Genomic DNA, 18,770 nt, shown 5'->3' with positions numbered 1-18,770 from the left:
TCATGGCGCTTTACACTATTGGTGAAGTCGCTCTGTTATGCGATATCAACCCCGTCACACTGCGTGCGTGGCAACGCCGCTACGGTTTGTTAACCCCGCAACGCACGGATGGCGGCCACCGGCTCTTCAGCGAGGCGGACATCGATCGTATTCGAGAGATCCAGCACTGGGTTGAATCGGGCGTGCAGGTGAGTAAAGTTCAGGCGCTGCTGGCGAACAGCAGCGACAAGCGTCACCACGTCTGGCAGAGCCATCAGGAGCGGGCGATGCATCTGCTGCAACAGCGAGATGGCAACACCCTCCAGCAGTGGCTGAGCGAGCTGATGCGCGACCACCCGGCAAAAACGCTGGCACAGCAGCTGATTAACCCCTTACGCGCACGTTTGCAGGGCACACGCTCAGCTTACCAGGCAAAGCTTAGCCTGCTGGATGGCATTCTGATTAGCCTGATTGCCGGCAGCCTATCGGCGTCGCGGCAACAGGCGCATGGCCGTCCGGCGCTGGTGGTCGGCTGGGGTGTGCAGGACAGCACGCGGATGTGGATTGAAGGCTGGATCGCCAGCCAGCAGGAGTGGCAGGTCGGCATTCTTGCGCACCCTTTCACCCAGTTTCACCCGGAGATGTTCAAAGGCCAGATGCTGCTGGTGTGGTGCGGTGAATCCCCCTCCCCCGCGCAGCAGCAGCAATTGCAGGCATGGCAGGAGACGGGGCATCAGGTGTGGCTTCTCGGCATTTAATGTTTCATTAACAACTCACAATGCCTTTATAATGCCGGCCTCACTTAAAAGGAGCCTGAGATGAAGCCTGGTAAAATTCTTGTCATCGCGATCTTTCTGCTGATGGCCATCGGCGGGATCGGCGGCGTAATGCTGGCTGGTTATTCGTTTATCGTGCGCGGCGGTGCCGGTTGAGCCGCAGCGCCAGCCGTTCAAAGCCCCGATCGACAATGATTGCCGCCAGCGCCACCAGCACTGCCCCCTGCACAATATAGGCCGTATTAAACCCGCTTAGCCCGATGATGATCGGCGTTCCCAGCGTGCTTGCCCCGACCGTAGAAGCAATGGTTGCCGTACCGATATTGATAATCACCGATGTGCGAACTCCGGCGACAATCAACGGTGCGGCCAGCGGCAGCTCCACTTTAAGCAACCGCTGCCAGTTACTCATGCCCATCCCCTGCGCCACGCTCTGTACGCTCGCCGGAACCGCAGCGATGCCTGCCAGCGTCCCCTGTAAAATTGGTAGCACGCCGTAGAGCACCAGCGCAATAATGGCCGGCGCTTTGCCAAAGCCCATCACCGGCACCGCAATCGCCAGCACCGCCACCGGCGGAAAGGTCTGCCCAACGGCGGCGATGGTTTCTGCCAGCGGGCGAAACTCTCCCCCACCGGGTCGCGTCACGGCAATGCCGACGCCCATGCCAATCGCCACCGCAATAACGCTTGAGAGCGCCACCAGCGAGAAGTGGGCAAGAGTCAGGGCGATAAAACTCTCCTGCAGATAGACCGGGCGCGGCAGCTGCGGAAAGAGTGCGCTAAACAGCGGTGCGCTGTGGGGCAGCCAAATCAGCAGTGCGAAAAACAGCGCCAGCAGCCAGAGCAGCGGATCACGCAAGATTTTCACGCCCCGCCTCCCCGCGTAACAGATCGCGAAAATGGAGGCTGCCGCAGGGCTGCCCATTGGCATCCTGCACCGGCAACACCTCGCAGCGCTGGGCGACAAAAGCGGAGAGCGCCTCGCGCAGGCTCATCTGTGCCTGCAAAGGCTCGCCGTGGCTGACCGGGTCGCCACGCAGATAGTCGCTCACCTGGCGCAGGGAGAGCAGGCGCACGCCCAGCTCGCTGCGGCCAAAAAATTCGCGCACAAACTCATTCTGCGGCGCGGTCAGCATCTCCAGCGGCGTCCCCTGCTGCACGACGTTGCCGCCATCCATTAGTACCAGGTGATCGGCTAATTGCAGCGCTTCATCAATATCGTGGGTCACCAGCACAATCGTGCGCCCGAGCAGGCGGTGAATGCGCACCATCTCCTGTTGTAGAGCGCTGCGGGTGACCGGGTCGAGCGCGCCAAAGGGTTCATCCATCAACAGCACTTCCGGATCGGCGGCCAGCGCGCGGGCGACGCCAACACGCTGCTGCTGCCCGCCGGAAAGCTGGTGTGGAAAACGATCGCGCAGCCCCGGCTCCAGCCCGAGCAGCGCCATCAGTTCATCTACCCGCGCGTCGCGTTTGCCGCGCGACCACTTTTGCAGCTGCAAAACCGTGGCGATGTTCTGCGCTACCGTCCAGTGAGGGAAAAGCCCAATCGACTGAATGGCGTAGCCCATGCGGCGGCGCAGTTCGAGCACCGGCAGGCTGCGGATCTCCTCCCCGGCGAAGGTAATCGTCCCCTCGTCGTGTTCGACAAGGCGGTTAATCATCTTCAGGGTGGTCGACTTTCCCGAGCCGGAGGTACCAATCAGCACCGAAAACGCGCCGGTTTTCATCTGCAAATTGAGCTGGTTTACCGCCCGCTGCCCGGCAAAGGTTTTGGATACATTGTGAAATTCAATCATGGTGTTTTACCTTCAACAGCGCGAGGGCAAGATCAAACAGGGCGTCAATCACCACCGCCAGGCCAATAACCGGGATCACCCCGAGCAGCACCAAATCCAACGCGCTGCTGAGCAGCCCCTGGAAGACCAGCGCGCCAAAGCCCCCTGCACCAATTAACGCAGCGATCACCGCCATGCCAACCGTCTGAACCGCCACCACCCGCAGGCTGCGCAGTAACAGCGGCAGCGCCAGCGGAATCCGCACCTGCCAGAAGCGCTGCGACGCACTCATGCCCATCGCCTGCGCGCTCTCCAGCACATCGGCAGAGACTTCGTTCAGCCCGGCAACCACGCCGCGCACTAGCGGTAGCAGCGCGTAGAGGATCAGCGCAATCAGCGCCGGTGTGATGCCGGTACCGGCAATGCCTATCGATGCGAGGAACGGAAAGTGCTGCGCCAGCCCGGCCAGCGGTGCAATCAGCAGGCCAAACAGCGCAACGGAGGGGATAGTCTGGATAATGTTGAGCGCGGTAAAGACCGGCCCCTGCCGCGCCGGGTGGCGATAGCACCACAGCCCGAGCGCGAAACCGATGGCTAACGCCGGGAGCAGCGTGCCGAACAGCAAGGTTAAGTGCTGCGCCAGCGCGTCATTGAAGACCTCCTGGCGGTTGCGGTACTCATGCAGCAGCGAGAGGTTATCCAGCTCGCCGCTGAGCAGCAGCCAGAGCGGCAGCAGCCAAATCTGCATATGCAGCAGCCAGCGCCACACCGGGTGAGCAACAAGACGGCGAATGGCGTCGCTACAGGCAAGCAGGCTCAGCGCCAGCCATAACCATAAGCCGCTGCCCGGCGAGGTGCGCGCCAGCGCGCTGCCGCTCTGCGCCAGATCAGTTGCCGCGCGGCCTGCGCTCCACACCAGCAGGCAGAAGAGGAGTTCAGCCAGAACCAGCGTTGCCGCCTGCGCACTGCGCCCCGGTATAAAGCAGAGGATCAGCAGAAGCGCGGGCGCAAGCAGCCACAGGCCGCTAAACAGCTGCCACAGCGCGCGCCCTTCGCCGGAAACCAGCCGGTTGGGCGCATAGTTGATAAACGGCAGCCATGCCGCCAGCCCTCCCAGCACAACCAGCAGCAACAGCACGCGGTTGTGGCAGCGTTTCGATCCCTCCATCACGCCTTATTTCACCAGGCCTTTTTCTTTCAGGTAGTCCGCCGCGACTTTCTTCGCATCCAGCCCTTCCACCGCAATGCTGGCATTCAGCTTTTGCAGGGTCTTCTCATCGAGGCTGGCAAAGACCGGCTTCAGCCAGCTATCCAGCTCCGGGTAGGCTTTCAGCACCGCTTCACGCACCACCGGCGTCGGGGCGTAGATCGGCTGTACGCCTTTCGGATCGCTCAACGTCTGTAAGCCGAGCGCCGCCACCGGGCCGTCGGTGCCGTAAGCCATCGCAGCGTTAACGCCGGAAGTTTGCTGCGCCGCCGCTTTGATGGTCACCGCCGTGTCACCACCGGCCAGCGACAGCAGCTGATCCTGCTTCAGATCGAAGCCGTAGGCTTTTTCAAAGGCAGGCAGCGCATCGGCGCGCTCAATAAACTCCGCCGAAGCGGCCAGTTTGAACTCGCCACCGTTTTTCAGGTAACGGCTGAGATCGTCGAGGGAGGTGAGTTTGTTCTTCTGCGCCAGATCCTGACGCACGGCGATGGTCCAGGTGTTATTAGCCGGAGCAGGCGTCAGCCAGATAAGCTTGTTCTTCTCCGCATCGAGTTTTTTCACCTTCTCGTAGCCCTGCTGCGCGTTTTTCCACGCCGGATCGTTCTCCTCTTTAAAGAAGAACGCACCGTTGCCGGTGTACTCCGGGTAGATATCCAGCTCGCCAGAGGTGATGGCACCGCGCACCACCGGCGTAGTGCCGAGTTGCACTTTATTGACGGTTTTTACACCGTGGCTCTCCAGCACCTGCAAAATGATATTGCCCAGCAGCGCCCCTTCGGTGTCGATTTTCGATCCCACTTTGATCGGTTCTGCGGCCTGCAACGGTAAGCTTACGGCGGCAATTAGCGCCACTGAGCAGGCAAGTTTTCGGCTGAGTGTCATAATTTATCCCTCATTTTTTTACTGCCTTTATCAGCAGCTTGAGAAAAAAGCGTAGCTGAAAAATAGCGACGCGAAGGTGAAGCGGTGCGAAACGGTAAAGCGGGTAATAAAAAAGGCCGGTTGCCCGGCCTGATGTGTGGTTACTTTAATTCAAATTCGCCCTGGTTGACGCGGGCGGAGTCGACGCCGATAAAGACGTTGAACTTGCCCGGCTCGGCGTCGTACTTCATGCGCTGGTTCCAGAACTTAAGCGCGTCGACATCGATCGGGAAGCTGACGGTCTGCGTCTCACCCGGTTTCAGGTTGACCTTCTTAAAGCCGCGCAGCTGTTTCACCGGGCGGCTCATCGACGCCGTAACATCCTGCACATACATCTGGATCACCGTCGCCCCTTCGCGCTTGCCGGTGTTGGTCACCTCTACGCTTGCATCCACGCTGCCGCCGCGGGTCAGCGTTGGCGCAGACATCTTCACATCCGATACTTTGAAGGTGGTGTAACTCAGACCATAGCCAAAGGGATAGAGCGGGCCGTTGGCTTCATCAAAGTAGCGGGAGGTGTATTTGTTCGGGTTATCGGCGTTATAAGGGCGACCGGTATTCAGGTGGCTGTAGTAGACCGGGATCTGCCCCACCGAGCGCGGGAAGGACATCGGCAGCTTGCCTGAAGGGTTGTAGTCGCCAAACAGCACATCGGCGATGGCGTTGCCGCCTTCGGTACCGGCAAACCAGGTTTCGAGGATAGCGTCAGCCTGCTGATCCTCTTTCACCAGCGCCAGCGGACGCCCGTTCATCAGCACCAGCACCAGCGGTTTACCGGTCGCTTTCAGGGCGGTAATCAGATCGCGCTGGCTCTGCGGAATGGTGATATCGGTGCGGCTGGAGGCTTCGTGCGCCATCCCCTGCGCTTCACCGACTACCGCTACCACGACGTCAGATTTCTTCGCCGCGGCCACCGCTTCGTCGATCATTGCCTGCGGGGAACGCGGATCAACCACCACCGCCGGTTCGTAGAGGTTAAGGAAATCGACAATGCCTTTATCGTTGGTGATATTCGCCCCTTTGGCGTAGATCACCTGGCCTTTATCCTTCAGCGCGTCGCGAATGCCGATCAGCACGGTGACCGACTGATCGGCAACCCCGGCGGCAGACCAGCTGCCCATCGAGTCGCGCTTGCTGTCCGCCAGCGGCCCAATCACCGCCACGGTGCCCGATTTTTTCAGCGGCAGCGTTTCCAGACGGTTTTTCAGCAGCACCATACTTTCGCGCGCCACTTCCCGCGCCTCTTTACGGTGCAGACGGCTTTCGGCGTTGGTGTCCTGCGGGTCGCTCTCTTTCGGCCCTAAGTGGCTGTAGGGATCGTTAAACAGCCCCATATCATATTTGACGTTCAGCACATGGCGCGTGGCGTCATCCAGCTCCGCCATCGTCACCTTGCCGGATTTGATCAGCCCCGGCAGATATTTGCTGTAGTACTCGTCGCTCATACTCATGTTGATGCCGGACTTCAGCGCCACGCGCACGGCATCTTCCGGATCGGCGGCGGTGCCGTGTTTGATCAGCTCCTTAATCGCGCCGTGATCGGAAATAGTGATGCCTTTAAAGCCCCACTCATCGCGCAGCAGATCTTTAAGCAGCCACGAATCGGAGGAAGCCGGTGTGCCGTTCAAAGAGTTAAGCGCGACCATCACCCCGCCGCTGCCAGCGTCGAGTGCCGCTTTGTAGGGCGGCATATAGTCGTTGAACAGCCGCTGCGGGCTCATGTCGACGGTGTTGTACTCTTTACCGCCCTCGACTGCGCCATAAGCGGCGAAGTGTTTGACGCTGGTCATCACCGAGTAGCGATCCGCCGGGCTTTTGCCCTGCATCGCTTCCACCATGGTGCGACCCATTTCAGAGGTCAGGAAAGTATCTTCCCCGAAGCCTTCCGAGCCGCGGCCCCAGCGCGGATCGCGCGAGACGTCGACCATCGGCGCCCAGGTCATATTCAGGCCATCATCGGCGGCTTCATAAGCGGAGACGCGCCCGACGGTTTTCACCGCGTCGAGGTTAAAGCTGGAGGCGAGGCCAAGGCTGATAGGGAAAACGGTGCGCTGACCGTGCACCACATCGTAGGCAAAGAAGAGAGGAATTTTCAGGCGGCTGAGTTGCATCGCCTGGTCCTGCATGGCACGAATGTCCTGGCGGGTGACGGTGTTGAAAATAGCCCCGACCTGGCTGGCTTTAATCATCTCGCGGATCGCCTCTTTCGGGTTATCCGGCCCGACGCTTATCAGGCGCAGCTGGCCTATTTTCTCATCCACGGTCATCTTTTTAAGCAGGTCAGTGACAAAGGCGTCCCTGGCTTGCGGCGTCAAAGGATGGTTAGCAATCATCTCTTCGGCCAGCGCGGGTTGCAGCGCAAGGCTCACAGCGACACCTACAGAACATAGCCATTTCATGTCGTTTACTCTCTTGTATTTTCAGCAAAAACCGCGGTAACGGGCCGCGGAAAAACGCAGTGTGCCATAATCCTGGCACGTCTTGCAGCGCCAGGCTCTGATTTTTATGTTAATTCGCTCCCCTTCGGGCATCCTCTGGAGCTAACATTAGTAACGAAATATTCACAATATCATTCACGCAGCCTGCAACCGGCGTGAAGCAGAGCATCCTTTCTATTCATGCTTCGCCACAAGGAGTGGATCGTGACCCAGTCAAATAACACTTTCATTAACGAACTCAAACGATTAGTGGGTGCTTCTCACCTGCTGACCGATCCGGCCAAAACCGCCCGCTACCGTAAAGGTTTCCGCTCCGGCCAGGGCGATGCGCTGGCGGTGGTCTTTCCCGGCACGCTGGTTGAATTATGGCGCGTTCTCAACGCCTGCGTGATTGCCGACAAAATTATTCTCATGCAGGCGGCGAATACCGGCCTGACGGAAGGCTCGACGCCGAACGGCAATGATTATGACCGCGATATCGTCATTATTAGCACCCTGCGCCTCGACAAACTGCACCTGCTGGATAATGGCGAACAGGTGCTGGCCTACCCGGGCACCACGCTCTACTCGCTGGAAAAAGCCCTGAAACCGCTGGGACGCGAGCCGCACTCGGTGATTGGCTCCTCCTGTATCGGTGCGTCGGTGATTGGCGGGATCTGCAATAACTCCGGCGGATCGCTGGTGCAGCGTGGGCCAGCCTACACCGAGATGTCGCTGTTTGCGCGCATTGACGATCAGGGCCGCCTGCAACTGGTCAATCATCTGGGCATTAAGCTTGGCGAAACGCCGGAACAGATCCTTGGCAAGCTGGATGACGATCGTATTCAACCCGGTGATGTGCTTCACGACCAGCGCCACGGCCACGATCATGATTACATCAACCGCGTGCGCGACGTGGAAGCCGAAACCCCGGCGCGTTATAACGCCGACCCCGACCGCCTGTTTGAATCCTCCGGCTGCGCGGGCAAGCTGGCGGTATTTGCCGTGCGTCTCGACACCTTCCCGGCAGAAGCGCGCCAGCAGGTGTTCTATATCGGCACCAACCAGACTGCGGTGTTAACGGAGATCCGCCGCCATATTCTGGCCAATTTCGACCATCTGCCGGTGGCCGGGGAGTATATGCACCGCGATATTTACGATATCGCCGAGCGCTACGGCAAAGACACCTTCCTGATGATCGACAAGCTCGGCACCGACAAGATGCCGCTCTTTTTCAATATCAAGGGGCGCACCGACGCGCTGCTCGATAAAGCGACGGTGTTTAAACCGCACTTTATCGATCGTTCATTGCAAAAAATCAGTGGTCTCTTCCCCTCGCACCTCCCCTCGCGCATGAAGGAGTGGCGCGACAAGTATGAGCACCATCTGCTGCTGAAGATGTCCGGCGGCGGTATTGATGAAGCGCAAAACTGGCTGAAAGCCTTTTTCGCTGACGCCGAAGGTGACTTCTTTGTCTGTACGCCGGAGGAAGGGAGCAAAGCGTTTCTGCACCGTTTCGCTGCCGCCGGGGCCGCGATCCGCTATCAGGCGGTGCATGCCGACGAGGTGGAGGATATTCTGGCGCTCGACATTGCCCTGCGCCGTAACGATACCGAGTGGTTTGAGCACCTGCCGCCAGAGATTGACAGCCAGCTGGTGCACAAGCTCTATTACGGCCACTTTATGTGCCACGTTTTCCATCAGGATTACATCGTTAAAAAAGGCGTTGATGTGCACGCCCTGAAGGAGCAGATGCTGGCACTGCTGGCGCAGCGCGGCGCGCAATATCCCGCCGAGCATAACGTCGGTCATCTCTATGAGGCTCCGGAGACGCTCAAACGTTTTTATCGGGAAAATGATCCGACTAACAGCATGAACCCCGGTATTGGCAAGACGAGTAAGCGCAAATTCTGGCAGGAGAGCGCTCAGGCAGAGCATCCCGCCGATCCGGCGATAAAGTAGCCCCGCGCCGTTTTGTGCTGCGTGCGCCTTTCGTAATAGAGTAGCGACAGCGCCAGAGAATTCTCTCTCTGGCGCGTTGCGTTGAAAGGAGCGCGCCCGATGTCAGCTGTTGATATTCTCTCTGGTCCTGCGGTCGAGGTGCGCGACGCCCGCCCTGACGATGTACACGCCATTGCCTCCCTCTACGCCTGGCACGTGCTCAATGGCCGCGCCTCGTTTGAAGAAGTGCCTCCCACTATCGATGAGATGCGCAGCCGGATGAGCAAGCTCGCTGCCGACGGTTTACCGTGGCTGGTGGCGCTCTTTCACGGCGTGATTGTCGGTTACTGCTACGCCGGTTTTTATCGCCCGCGTCCGGCTTATCGCTACACCCTTGAAGAGTCCATTTATGTCGATGCCAGTATGACCGGGCGCGGCATCGGCTCTGCGCTGCTTGGCGCGCTGATTGCCCGCTGTGAAGAGGGGCCGTGGCGGCAGCTGATCGCCGTGATTGGCGATGGGCATAACAATGCCGGTTCCCTAAGGGTGCATAAAAAACATGGTTTCGAAGTGGCCGGACAGCTACGCAGCGTCGGCTATAAGCAGGGAGACTGGCGGGATACGTTGATTATGCAGCGTCCACTCAACGACGGTGACTGGACGCTGCCGGAGTAATTAATCGTTCTGCGCGGTCAGTTCGCCCGCCGAGCCTGGCGGCGTTTGTGCCATCTGCGCCGCTTTCTGGCGCTTATAGCTTAACGCGGCAGCGGGCACCGGCTGGACTTTGCCGGTCTCAATCCAGGTACGCAGGCGGCTGGCATCGGCAAAGTGGGTATATTTGCCAAAGGCATCCATCACCACCAGCGCCACCGGTTTGTTGCCAATCAGCGTGCGCATTACCAGGCAGTGGCCCGCAGCGTTGGTAAAGCCGGTTTTCGTCAGCTGAATATTCCAGTTATCGCGGTAGACCAGATGGTTGGTGTTGCGAAACGGCAGCGTATAGGCCGGATTGGCAAAGGTCGCCATCTCTTCGCGCGTGGTGCTCAGCTGGCCAATCAGCGGGTACTGTTTGGTGGCGATCAGCAGCTTGCTTAAATCACGGGCGGTGGAGACGTTCTCGATCGACAAGCCGGTCGGCTCGACGTAGCGCGTATGGGTCATGCCCAGCGCGCGGGCTTTGGCGTTCATCGCGGCGATAAAGGCTTTATAGCCGCCGGGATAGTGGTGCGCGAGGCTTGCGGCCGCGCGGTTTTCCGACGACATCAGCGCCAGCAGCAGCATATCTTTACGGCTGATCTCACTGTTCAGCCGCACGCGGGAGTAGATCCCTTTCATCTCTGGCGTCTGGCTGATATCGACTTTTAATTTTTCATCCAGCGGCAGGCGCGCATCCAGCACCACCATCGCGGTCATCAACTTGGTAATAGACGCAATCGGGCGCACCAGATCGGGGTGGCTTGAGTAGATCACCTTATTGGTTTGCAGATCGACAATCATCGCGCTGCCGGAGGCGATTTCCGGCTGGGCTGCGGCAACCGCGACGGCTGTTTTTGCCTGCGCCATCGGCGCGAAGGGCGCACTCAGTGCAAGCGCCAGGCTTAAAAGAGAGACTCGAAATTTCTGCATGGTGAGGCTTCTGAAAATTATTCACGCGCGCTATAACGCACACCGCTTCTGTTCATGAGAGTTATAACAGGGCTGGCTCTGGCATAATAGCCGCCGCGCAGGGTTGCCGCCAGAGAAGAATCGTTGCGAGAAATTGCGTTGCCAGCATGGTATGCCAGCAACGCCGGGAGAGTTAAAACAGGCGGTAGCCGTAACCCCAGAGGATCACCGTCAGCGCCAGCAGGATCTCCAGCAGCAGCACGCCGATGGCAAGCGTCGAACTGGAGAAGTTGAGCCCCTCTTCCTTGTTGATATTAAGGAAGGTCGGGATGCCAACATAGAGCAGATAACCGGTGTAAAAGAGCGCAACGGTGCCGACCAGCGCGCAGAGCCACACTAGCGGATAGAGCGCAACAATGCCGCTGAGAAACAGCGGAGTTGCGATATAACCGGCAAACACCATGCAGCGCGCCAGCGACGGACGCTGCGGATAGTTACGCGCCATCCACCAGATGACACGCCCCATCACTGCGACGCCCGCCAGCATCAGGCCATAAAAGAGAATTGCCAGGTAAAAACCGGTAGATAAGGACAGAGGCACGACGACATTCTCGCCGAAGCTCCAGCCAAACTGCGTGGTACCAATAAATGCACAGATTACGGGAATGGCCGCCATGATGAGCACATGGTGGGTGTAGTGGTGCGAAACGGTCTCGTTTTCGCGTTTGATCACCTGCATTTCACGATCGGGATGGGACAGGAGTCCCCAGACATGGTTCATAACGCCCCCTCACTGAAAGCCCGAACATCGAGCTGTAAGTATACGTCACTTTTATGATTATTTTTTGTACACCGGAAAAAAGCCGAAATGATTGAACGCAGCGCAAAGCCGGATGCAGGTATATGCTTAAAGACGTTTTACAGGAGGATGTAATGACACTGGATATCAATCAGCTTATTAGCCAGTATGGCTACGCCGCGCTGCTGGTCGGCAGCCTCGCCGAGGGCGAAACCATCACCCTGCTTGGCGGTGTGGCGGTGCATCAGGGGCTGCTGCGCTTTCCGCTGGTGGTGCTCGCGGTTGCCCTGGGGGGCATTATTGGCGATCAGTTGCTCTACTTTGTTGGCCGCCGCTATGGCGTTAAAATTTTGCGCCGCTTCACCCGCTACCGCGGCAAGATCCATCAGGCGCAGGCGCTTATTCGCCGTCACCCCTATCTGTTCGTGATTGGTACACGCTTTATGTACGGCTTTCGTATTATCGGGCCGATATTGATTGGTACCAGCCATTTAAAACCGAAAATCTTTCTACCTCTGAATATCTTAGGTGCGTTTATCTGGGCGCTGATCTTCACCACGCTGGGCTATGTTGGCGGGGAAGTGATTACGCCGTGGCTGGAGTCCTTCGATCAGCATGCGAAGCGCTGGATCTGGGTGGTTATCGCCATTGCGCTGGTCTTCTGCCTGCGGTGGTGGTTTCGCCACCGCAGGAAAAAGCGTGAAGAGAACCCAGGCGATAACTAAGCTTTTTGCGGTTTGAACTGCGGGTTTGCCAGCATAAAGCCGCCATCGATGATAAACGACTGCCCGGTGGTGTAGCTGGCATCATCGGCGCAGAGCCAGGCGACCATGCTGGCTATCTCCCGCGTTGTGCCCGGGCGCGCCAGCGGGATGTTCGGCATCGAGCCGGGTTTGGCATCGTCATCGCTCATGTTGTTCATCGGCGTGGCGATGGCGCCGGGCGCAACGGCATTGACCAGAATATTGTGCGGCACCAGCTCCAGCGCCATTGATTTGGTCAGGCCACCAAGCGCATGTTTTGCCGCGGTGTAGGCGCTCGCTTCCGGCAGCGGCGTGTGCTCATGAACGGAAGTGATATTGACGATGCGCCCGCCCTGCCCCTGCTTCACCATATGCCGCGCGGCGATCTGCGAGCAGAGAAACGCGCCATCGACATCGACGGTGAAAATGCTGCGCCAGTCTTCAAAGGTGAGATCGAGAAATGGCGCTTTGCTCATGGCGCCAGCGTTATTGACCAGCGCGTCGATACGCCCGAAGCGGGCAATCAGGGTTTCAATCGCCTGCGCGCCTTCCGGCAGATGGCTGAGATCGAGCTGGATAGTCTCAGCCCGGCGGCCAAAAGCCTGCACTTTTTGCGCCGTCTCCTGCGCGCCGCGCTCATCCGAGTGCCAGGTAATGCCAATATCAAATCCCCGCTCTGCCAGCATCAGCGCGCTCTGCTTGCCGATGCCCGAGTCTGCGGCGGTGACGATTGCTACTTTGTTTGCCGACATGCGCTTCTCTCCGATTATTTAATAAGCAGTTAAGTATAGAAAAAAGGCGCAATGTTGAGAGATTGACTAGGCTTGCTGTAACTAACACATGAGAAGGAAGACGAAAATGATGAAATTTTTACTTTGGGCGATCCTGATTATTTTCCTGATTGGCCTGCTGGTGGTGACCGGCGTCTTTAAGATGATTTTCTAAGAGGCCTGCCGGATGGCGGCGAAGCCTTATCCGGCCTACAAGACACAGCCATAAATTGAGGCCCGGTGCGCGTTGATGCCACCGGGCCTTTTGCCGAATAAAACGCATGATGCGGGTGTTGTAGGCCTGATAAGCGAAGCGCCATCAGGCGTTGCGACATTGCCGGATGGCGGCGAAGCCTTATCCGGCCTACGAAATCCAGGCCCTGTGCGCGTTTACGTCACCGGGCTTTTTGTTGTAGGCCTGATAAGCGCAGCGCCATCAGGCATTACGCCATCGCCGGATGGCGGCGAAGCCTTATCCGGCCTGGGAAATCGAGGCCCGCTGGACGTCCGGCCTTTTGCAAATTTTACTCGCCCTTCGCGCTGTAATTGATCGGCACCCAGCGATAACCGTTCCCGGCTTTTATCACTTTGCCAATCCCCGGGAAGGCGATATGCGCTGCCGCCACCCAATCACCTTCACGCGCCACCTGCGCCAGCACCTTCTCGCGCGTCGCCACCGCCTGCCTACTATCGACGTCAAAATGGATTGCCACTTTGGGATCCGGCAACTGCACCGGCTGAGCGTGAATAATGTCGCCCCACAGCATCACGGTTTTACCGCCGTGCGTAACGCGGTAAATCACGCTGCCCGGCGTATGGCCCGCCGCTGGGATCGCCTCGATACCGGGGAGGATCGCTGTTGGCGCACGGAACGTGTTTAGCTTACCGGCATCGATCACCGGGCGAAGCGAGCGTTCCGATTCGGCGAAGGTGTGGCGCTGCCCCTCCTCCACCTCCGACGCCCGCTTCGGATTGAGCCACAGATCGACATCGCGCTGGTCAACACGCACGGTGGCATTCGGGAACACCGGTTTGCCATCACGCTGCACGCCACCGGAGTGATCGCCATGAATATGGGTGAGCAGCACCAGGTCAATGGCGGCAGGATCGATACCCGCAGCGCGCAGATTCTCCGGCAGATGCCCGCCCGCATCGCCCATCAGCGCCCCGGCACCTGTATCGACCAGAATCAACTGCTTACCGGTGTTGATGACAAAGGCGTTGATGGAGGTTTCGGCCTGCACCGCCATATTGGCCTGCGCCATCTGCGTCTCTAAGCGTTGCGGCGTAATATTGATCAGCAGCTTGTCCAGCGGCACCTTGACCGTGCCATCCGAGACGGCAGTGAGTTGCCAGTCGCCCAGCGCCATTCGGTAGTAGCCCGGTGCCTGTGCCTGCTGCGTGGAAAGCGGCGTGGCGATAGCGTGTTGCATAGTCAGGCCGGCGGCAGTAAGCGCCAGCAGTAGCGGATAATATTTCATTGTTTCTCTCCTGTTTTACATTGCGCCAGTATGCTGCGCCCGCTACTATCACTCCAATTGATTGGAGCAATAATGACTATCAAAGAGAATGATTTCCGCAAGATCGATCTGAACCTGCTGATCGCCTTTGCCGTGCTTTATCGCGAGCAGAGCGTCTCTGCGGCAGCGGATAAATTGCATCTGGGCCAGCCGGCGGTGAGCGGCGTGCTGTCGCGCCTGCGTACGCTGTTTGACGATCCGCTGTTTATCCGCAGCGGTCACAAAATGCAGCCCACCGCCCGTGCCAGCGAGCTGCACAGTGAACTGCTGCCGCTGCTGGAGCAGTTGCAGAGCGCGCTGTTTCAACAGGCGGCGTTCGATGCGCAAACCGCAAAGGCGACGCTGACGCTGGGCATGGCGGACTGGGTTGAGATATGGTTGATGCCGAAGCTGATTCCGGCGCTGATGCAGCATGCGCCCGGCATCCGGCTGAACGTGGTGGCAAGCGATCCCTTCAGCGATGCCGCCAGGCTTGAGGGTGGCGAAATGGATATGGCGGTCAGCGTCGCCGTCGCCGGGCCGCGCTGGCTGGAGCGCGAAGTGTTAACCACCATGCCGTTTGCCACGCTCTGGCATCCGCAGCAATTAAAGCTAAGCGCGCCGCTGGATGTTGAGACTTTTGCCGCGCAGCGACATCTGATGGTCAGCTATCGCGAAGCGAGCAGCAGCCATTTTGATACCCTGCTGGCAAAAAGCGGTTATCAACGGCAGATCCACTACACCACGCCCCACTTCGCCGCGCTGCCGGGTTTGCTGGAGACGATGCCCGCGCTGGCAACGGTGCCCGCCGGGCTGGCAGATGAGTGGCAGCGCACCCGTGGATTGATGCGCAGCCCGTTACCGCTCGACGCGGAGCCGATTGAAGTGGCCATGCTCTGGCATCAGCGCCACAGCAGCGATCCGGCGGTGATGTGGCTCAAAACCTTTATCGCTGCGCTTATCGTCTGACGCTCTGCCAGAGCGTTTACTCCAGGTTCGCGCCGTTACTGGCGATCACGTCGCGATACCAGAAGAAGCTCTTCTTGCGGCTGCGCGCCAGCGTGCCGCTACCATCATCTTCGCGATCAACGTAGATAAAACCGTAGCGCTTAGAGATTTCCGCTTTCGAAGCGCTCACCAGATCGACAGGACCCCAGCTGGTGTAGCCCAGCATCTCGACGCCATCCTCAATCGCTTCGCGTACCTGCAGCAGATGGTCATTCATGTAGGCGATGCGGTAATCATCATGAATGCTGCCGTCCGCCTCGACCTTATCTTTCGCGCCCAGCCCATTCTCGACAATAAACAGCGGCTTCTGCCAGCGATCCCACATCACATTCAGCAACGTGCGCAGGCCAAGCGGATCGATCTGCCAGCCCCACTCGGAGCTCGGCAGATGAGGGTTGGGCACCATGCTAAGAATATTGCCGCGCAACTTCTCGTTCAGCGCTTCATCGGCGGTGACGCAGCCGCTCATGTAGTAGCTAAAGGAGATGAAATCGACCGTGGTGCGCAGCGCCTCGCGATCCTCCTCGGTGATCTCAATCTCAATGCCGTTATCGCGGAAGTAGCGCAGCATATAGCCGGGATAGGCCCCGCGGCACTGCACGTCACCAAAGAAGGCCCAGCTACGGTTCTGCTGCAATGTCTCAAACACATCTTCCGGTTTACAGCTGAGCGGATACATCAGCCCGCCAAGCAGCATATTGCCGATTTTGGCGTCCGGGATAATTTCATGGCACGCTTTAACCACCAGCGCGCTGGCCACCAGCTGATGGTGGATCGCCTGGTAGACTTCCGCTTTGCTGCTGCTGTCTGGCAGCCCGACGCCGGTCATCGGCGCATGGAGCGACATATTGATCTCATTGAAGGTGAGCCACAGCTTCACTTTCGTCTGGTAGCGGGTAAAGACCGTGCGGGCATAGTGCTCAAAGCAGCGGATCGTCTCACGGCTTCCCCAGCCGCCGTAGCCTTTTACCAGCCCCCACGGCATTTCGTAGTGGGATAAGGTCACCAGCGGCGTGATGCCGTGCTCCACAAGCTCATCAAATAAATTGTCATAAAAGGCCAGCCCTGCTTCATTCGGCGTGCTCTCATCACCGTTCGGGAAGATACGCGTCCAGGCAATGGAGACACGCAGGCAGTTAAAGCCCATTTCGGCAAACAGGGCAACATCTTCCGGGTAGCGATGGTAGAAGTCGATCGCCACATCCTTCAGCGCGCTGTCGCCCTCTTTGCGCTCAACAAGCCCGCCAAAGACGCCATGCGGCTGCATATCGGATGTCGAGGGGCCTTTGCCATCTTCCTGCCACGCGCCTTCAACCTGATTGGCGGCAATGGCACCGCCCCATAAAAATCCCGCTGGAAATGTTTTCATTCTCTACTCCTTTGATTAAATGGCTACCGCCAGAAGCGGTTTCCCGGCCTGAACAGAAGTGGATGCCACGTTATTTACACCGGCAAAATTGTCGCTGTTGCTGATGATGATAGGCGTGGCGAGATCGAAGCCGGCTTCGAGGATCGCGGCGCGATCGAATTCGAGCAGCAGATCGCCCGGCTGTACTTTGTCGCCAACGCTGACATGCGCGGTGAAGGGTTTACCCTCCAGTTTGACGGTATCGATACCGACATGGATCAGCATCTCTACTCCGCTGTCGCTGAGTAACCCAATCGCATGTTTGGTTTCAAACAGCGAGGCAACCTCCCCGGCAAACGGTGCGACCACCCGGCAGTCCACTGGAATAATCGCCACGCCATCCCCCAGCACACCGCTGGCGAAGGTGGCATCCGTCACCTGATCCAGCGCCAGTACGCTGCCGCTCATCGGTGCCAGCAGCGTCATCCCATCAGCAGCGGGTTTTGGCGCGGGAGCTGCTACGGCTGCCGGCGCTTTCGGCAACCCGGCAATGCAGGTCAGCAGTAACGCCAGCATAAAGGATGCCGCGCTGCCGACAATGCCGCCCCACAAGGTGGCATCAATGCCGCCGGGCGGGATCATCTGTGCGAAGGAGAAAACATTCGCCATGCCGAAGGAGTAAGTGTGCGTGCCGCTAAAACCGACAATCGCTCCACCAAGTGAACCGCCCAGGCAACCAAAAATAAACGGTCGGCGCAGCGGCAGGGTTAAGCCATAAACCGCCGGTTCAGTAATGCCGAAAATACCCGCCGCCACGGCGGAACCTGCCAATGTTTTTTGCTGCTTGTCGCGGCTGCGCAGAAAAATACCCAGCGTGGCCCCCACCTGTCCAAGTACCGCAGGCAGCAGGATCGGCAACATTGAGTCCTGGCCAAAGACGGCCATGTTGTTGATCATCAGCGGCACTAACCCCCAGTGCAGACCAAATATCACGCACACCTGCCACAGTGCACCCATCGCGCCACCGGCAAGCCAGGGAGAGAGGGTATAGATGGCCTGATAACCGTTTGCCAGCCCCTGGCTTAGCCAGGTGGCGACCGGGCCGATAATCAAAAAAGTGAGCGGTACGGTGACGGCAATGCAGAGCACCGGCGAGAAGAAGTTTTTCACGGCCGAGTGCAAAAAGCGGTTGCCCTGCTTTTCCAGCCAGCAGCTGACCCATGAGGCGAGAATAATTGGGATCACCGAGCCGCTGTAGTTGAGGAAAGTGACCGGAATGCCGAGGAAGGTTTCGCTCGCCGCCCCGCTCATCTGCGCGGCGTCAAAGGCGGCGATCATCAGCGGATGGGTTAACGCTCCGCCAATTGCCATGGTGATGAAGGGGTTGCCGCCAAATTTTTTCCCGGCGGTATAACCCAGCACCAGCGGGAAGAAAAAGAAGAGCGCGTCGCTGGCGGCAAACCAGATTTTATAGGTGCCGCTCTCTGGCGTCAGCCAGTTGCAGACTACCGCCAGCGCCAGAATGCCTTTCAGGATCCCGGACGCGGCCAGGATGCCAATAAAGGGGGTGAAAATGCCGGAAATAATGTCGATCAGGCGGCTAAAGAGTGAACTTTTGTCATCGCTTGCGGCGACCGGCGCATCCTCTGTTATTCCGGCCGTTTTGCATACCGCCAGCCAGACGTCGTGCACGTCGTTACCGATCACCACCTGGAACTGTCCACCGCTCTCCACCACCATAATGATGCCAGATTGTTTTTTTAGCCCGTCGGCATTGGCCTTCTGCATCTCTTTGAGTTTAAAACGTAATCGCGTAGCGCAATGCACCACGCTGCTGATGTTCTCCTTGCCGCCAACGTGGCTGAGAATGACGTTCGCCAGCGTTTGATAATCCATGCTTGTGTCCTTACCTCTTGTGTCTGAGTAAAAAAAAAACCTGAGCCACGCCACCTTGCGGCGACGGACTCAGGTTTTGC

At 58.5% G+C, this 18,770-nt stretch carries 18 protein-coding genes; 7 read left to right on the top strand and 11 right to left on the bottom strand.

The features are described from left to right. Positions 1-2: 2 nt before the first annotated feature. Positions 3-737, top strand: a complete 735-nt coding sequence (locus tag N7V53_RS08455) for a MerR family transcriptional regulator (RefSeq protein WP_279793044.1) — start codon at positions 3-5, stop codon at positions 735-737. A gap of 60 nt (positions 738-797) precedes the next feature. Then, positions 798-911 carry a protein YohO gene (locus tag N7V53_RS08450; protein WP_023479821.1) on the top strand — a complete coding sequence of 38 codons (114 nt, stop codon included), beginning with the start codon at positions 798-800 and terminating at the stop codon, positions 909-911. Here N7V53_RS08450 and N7V53_RS08445 read toward each other — a convergent pair. The 5 genes from N7V53_RS08445 to bglX all read right to left on the bottom strand — a co-directional run bounded on the left by N7V53_RS08445 (position 886) and on the right by bglX (position 7,063). Then, entirely contained in the window at positions 886-1,623 is a 738-nt protein-coding gene (locus tag N7V53_RS08445) for an ABC transporter permease (protein WP_279793043.1), read from the bottom strand. The two genes, N7V53_RS08450 and N7V53_RS08445, sit on opposite strands and share 26 nt — an antisense overlap. Continuing rightward, entirely contained in the window at positions 1,607-2,554 is a 948-nt protein-coding gene (locus N7V53_RS08440) for an ABC transporter ATP-binding protein (protein ID WP_279793042.1), read from the bottom strand. Before N7V53_RS08440 ends, N7V53_RS08445 begins: the two co-directional genes overlap by 17 nt. Continuing rightward, positions 2,547-3,701: an ABC transporter permease gene (locus N7V53_RS08435; RefSeq protein ID WP_279793041.1), complete on the bottom strand. Its 1,155-nt coding sequence runs from the start codon at positions 3,699-3,701 to the stop codon at positions 2,547-2,549. Before N7V53_RS08435 ends, N7V53_RS08440 begins: the two co-directional genes overlap by 8 nt. A gap of 6 nt (positions 3,702-3,707) precedes the next feature. Continuing rightward, positions 3,708-4,625: an ABC transporter substrate-binding protein gene (locus tag N7V53_RS08430; RefSeq protein ID WP_124967825.1), complete on the bottom strand. Its 918-nt coding sequence runs from the start codon at positions 4,623-4,625 to the stop codon at positions 3,708-3,710. A gap of 140 nt (positions 4,626-4,765) precedes the next feature. Beyond that, positions 4,766-7,063: a beta-glucosidase BglX gene (gene bglX, locus N7V53_RS08425; RefSeq protein ID WP_279793040.1), complete on the bottom strand. Its 2,298-nt coding sequence runs from the start codon at positions 7,061-7,063 to the stop codon at positions 4,766-4,768. Positions 7,064-7,306: 243 nt separating this feature from the next. On the opposite strand from bglX, the gene dld reads away from it, so the two are divergent. After that, complete coding sequence (gene dld, locus N7V53_RS08420; protein WP_279793039.1) at positions 7,307-9,043, top strand: D-lactate dehydrogenase; 1,737 nt, start codon at positions 7,307-7,309, stop codon at positions 9,041-9,043. Positions 9,044-9,142: 99 nt separating this feature from the next. Then, complete coding sequence (locus tag N7V53_RS08415; RefSeq protein ID WP_279793038.1) at positions 9,143-9,697, top strand: GNAT family N-acetyltransferase; 555 nt, start codon at positions 9,143-9,145, stop codon at positions 9,695-9,697. Here the strand turns inward: N7V53_RS08415 and pbpG are convergent, their stop codons facing one another. Together pbpG and N7V53_RS08405 are read right to left on the bottom strand one after the other, a co-directional pair. After that, positions 9,698-10,648 carry a D-alanyl-D-alanine endopeptidase gene (gene pbpG / locus N7V53_RS08410; RefSeq protein WP_279793037.1) on the bottom strand — a complete coding sequence of 317 codons (951 nt, stop codon included), beginning with the start codon at positions 10,646-10,648 and terminating at the stop codon, positions 9,698-9,700. Positions 10,649-10,820: 172 nt separating this feature from the next. Beyond that, positions 10,821-11,408 (bottom strand): Yip1 family protein, encoded by a 588-nt coding sequence (locus N7V53_RS08405; protein ID WP_023479716.1) that lies wholly within the window; start codon positions 11,406-11,408, stop codon positions 10,821-10,823. Positions 11,409-11,566: 158 nt separating this feature from the next. On the opposite strand from N7V53_RS08405, the gene N7V53_RS08400 reads away from it, so the two are divergent. Continuing rightward, positions 11,567-12,151, top strand: coding sequence for a DedA family protein (locus N7V53_RS08400; protein ID WP_034813043.1), 585 nt, complete (start codon positions 11,567-11,569; stop codon positions 12,149-12,151). Here the strand turns inward: N7V53_RS08400 and N7V53_RS08395 are convergent. Then, the gene (locus N7V53_RS08395) at positions 12,148-12,921 is read right to left on the bottom strand and encodes an SDR family oxidoreductase (protein ID WP_023479774.1); all 774 of its coding nucleotides are present in this window, start codon (positions 12,919-12,921) and stop codon (positions 12,148-12,150) included. The genes N7V53_RS08400 and N7V53_RS08395 overlap by 4 nt on opposite strands. An 88-nt stretch (positions 12,922-13,009) precedes the next feature. Here N7V53_RS08395 and yohP point away from each other — a divergent pair, with 88 nt between their 5' ends. Continuing rightward, complete coding sequence (yohP, locus tag N7V53_RS08390; protein WP_223284180.1) at positions 13,010-13,114, top strand: small membrane protein YohP; 105 nt, start codon at positions 13,010-13,012, stop codon at positions 13,112-13,114. 349 nt (positions 13,115-13,463) lie between these two features. Here the strand turns inward: yohP and N7V53_RS08385 are convergent, their stop codons facing one another. Beyond that, positions 13,464-14,372 (bottom strand): MBL fold metallo-hydrolase, encoded by a 909-nt coding sequence (locus N7V53_RS08385; RefSeq protein WP_279793182.1) that lies wholly within the window; start codon positions 14,370-14,372, stop codon positions 13,464-13,466. A gap of 120 nt (positions 14,373-14,492) precedes the next feature. On the opposite strand from N7V53_RS08385, the gene N7V53_RS08380 reads away from it, so the two are divergent. Beyond that, entirely contained in the window at positions 14,493-15,407 is a 915-nt protein-coding gene (locus N7V53_RS08380) for a LysR family transcriptional regulator (RefSeq protein ID WP_279793036.1), read from the top strand. A 16-nt stretch (positions 15,408-15,423) separates the two neighbouring features. On the opposite strand, the gene ascB is transcribed toward N7V53_RS08380, so the two are convergent. Further along, the gene (ascB, locus tag N7V53_RS08375) at positions 15,424-16,815 is read right to left on the bottom strand and encodes a 6-phospho-beta-glucosidase (protein ID WP_279793035.1); all 1,392 of its coding nucleotides are present in this window, start codon (positions 16,813-16,815) and stop codon (positions 15,424-15,426) included. A 15-nt stretch (positions 16,816-16,830) separates the two neighbouring features. Continuing rightward, entirely contained in the window at positions 16,831-18,690 is a 1,860-nt protein-coding gene (gene bglF / locus N7V53_RS08370) for a PTS beta-glucoside transporter subunit IIABC (protein WP_279793034.1), read from the bottom strand. Between the last annotated feature and the right edge of the window lie 80 nt (positions 18,691-18,770).

It is taken from the genome of Kosakonia sp. HypNH10 (genome assembly GCF_029850615.1).
GTDB classification, from domain to species: Bacteria; Pseudomonadota; Gammaproteobacteria; order Enterobacterales; family Enterobacteriaceae; genus Kosakonia; species Kosakonia cowanii.
The sequence above is the reverse complement of the archived record's forward strand: the minus strand, read 5'-3'. Positions and strand labels throughout refer to the sequence as shown.

What these genes read in the sequence shown, in the direction of transcription:
- bglF (WP_279793034.1), bottom strand. Translation starts at nt 18,690, where the DNA reads ATGGATTATCAAACGCTGGCGAACGTCATTCTCAGCCACGTTGGCGGC.
- N7V53_RS08440 (WP_279793042.1), bottom strand. Translation starts at nt 2,554, where the DNA reads ATGATTGAATTTCACAATGTATCCAAAACCTTTGCCGGGCAGCGGGCG.
- N7V53_RS08405 (WP_023479716.1), bottom strand. Translation starts at nt 11,408, where the DNA reads ATGAACCATGTCTGGGGACTCCTGTCCCATCCCGATCGTGAAATGCAG.
- yohP (WP_223284180.1), top strand. Translation starts at nt 13,010, where the DNA reads ATGAGAAGGAAGACGAAAATGATGAAATTTTTACTTTGGGCGATCCTG.
- N7V53_RS08455 (WP_279793044.1), top strand. Translation starts at nt 3, where the DNA reads ATGGCGCTTTACACTATTGGTGAAGTCGCTCTGTTATGCGATATCAAC.
- N7V53_RS08380 (WP_279793036.1), top strand. Translation starts at nt 14,493, where the DNA reads ATGACTATCAAAGAGAATGATTTCCGCAAGATCGATCTGAACCTGCTG.
- N7V53_RS08435 (WP_279793041.1), bottom strand. Translation starts at nt 3,701, where the DNA reads ATGGAGGGATCGAAACGCTGCCACAACCGCGTGCTGTTGCTGCTGGTT.
- N7V53_RS08450 (WP_023479821.1), top strand. Translation starts at nt 798, where the DNA reads ATGAAGCCTGGTAAAATTCTTGTCATCGCGATCTTTCTGCTGATGGCC.
- N7V53_RS08430 (WP_124967825.1), bottom strand. Translation starts at nt 4,625, where the DNA reads ATGACACTCAGCCGAAAACTTGCCTGCTCAGTGGCGCTAATTGCCGCC.
- bglX (WP_279793040.1), bottom strand. Translation starts at nt 7,063, where the DNA reads ATGAAATGGCTATGTTCTGTAGGTGTCGCTGTGAGCCTTGCGCTGCAA.
- N7V53_RS08395 (WP_023479774.1), bottom strand. Translation starts at nt 12,921, where the DNA reads ATGTCGGCAAACAAAGTAGCAATCGTCACCGCCGCAGACTCGGGCATC.
- N7V53_RS08385 (WP_279793182.1), bottom strand. Translation starts at nt 14,372, where the DNA reads ATGCAACACGCTATCGCCACGCCGCTTTCCACGCAGCAGGCACAGGCA.
- ascB (WP_279793035.1), bottom strand. Translation starts at nt 16,815, where the DNA reads ATGAAAACATTTCCAGCGGGATTTTTATGGGGCGGTGCCATTGCCGCC.
- pbpG (WP_279793037.1), bottom strand. Translation starts at nt 10,648, where the DNA reads ATGCAGAAATTTCGAGTCTCTCTTTTAAGCCTGGCGCTTGCACTGAGT.
- N7V53_RS08415 (WP_279793038.1), top strand. Translation starts at nt 9,143, where the DNA reads ATGTCAGCTGTTGATATTCTCTCTGGTCCTGCGGTCGAGGTGCGCGAC.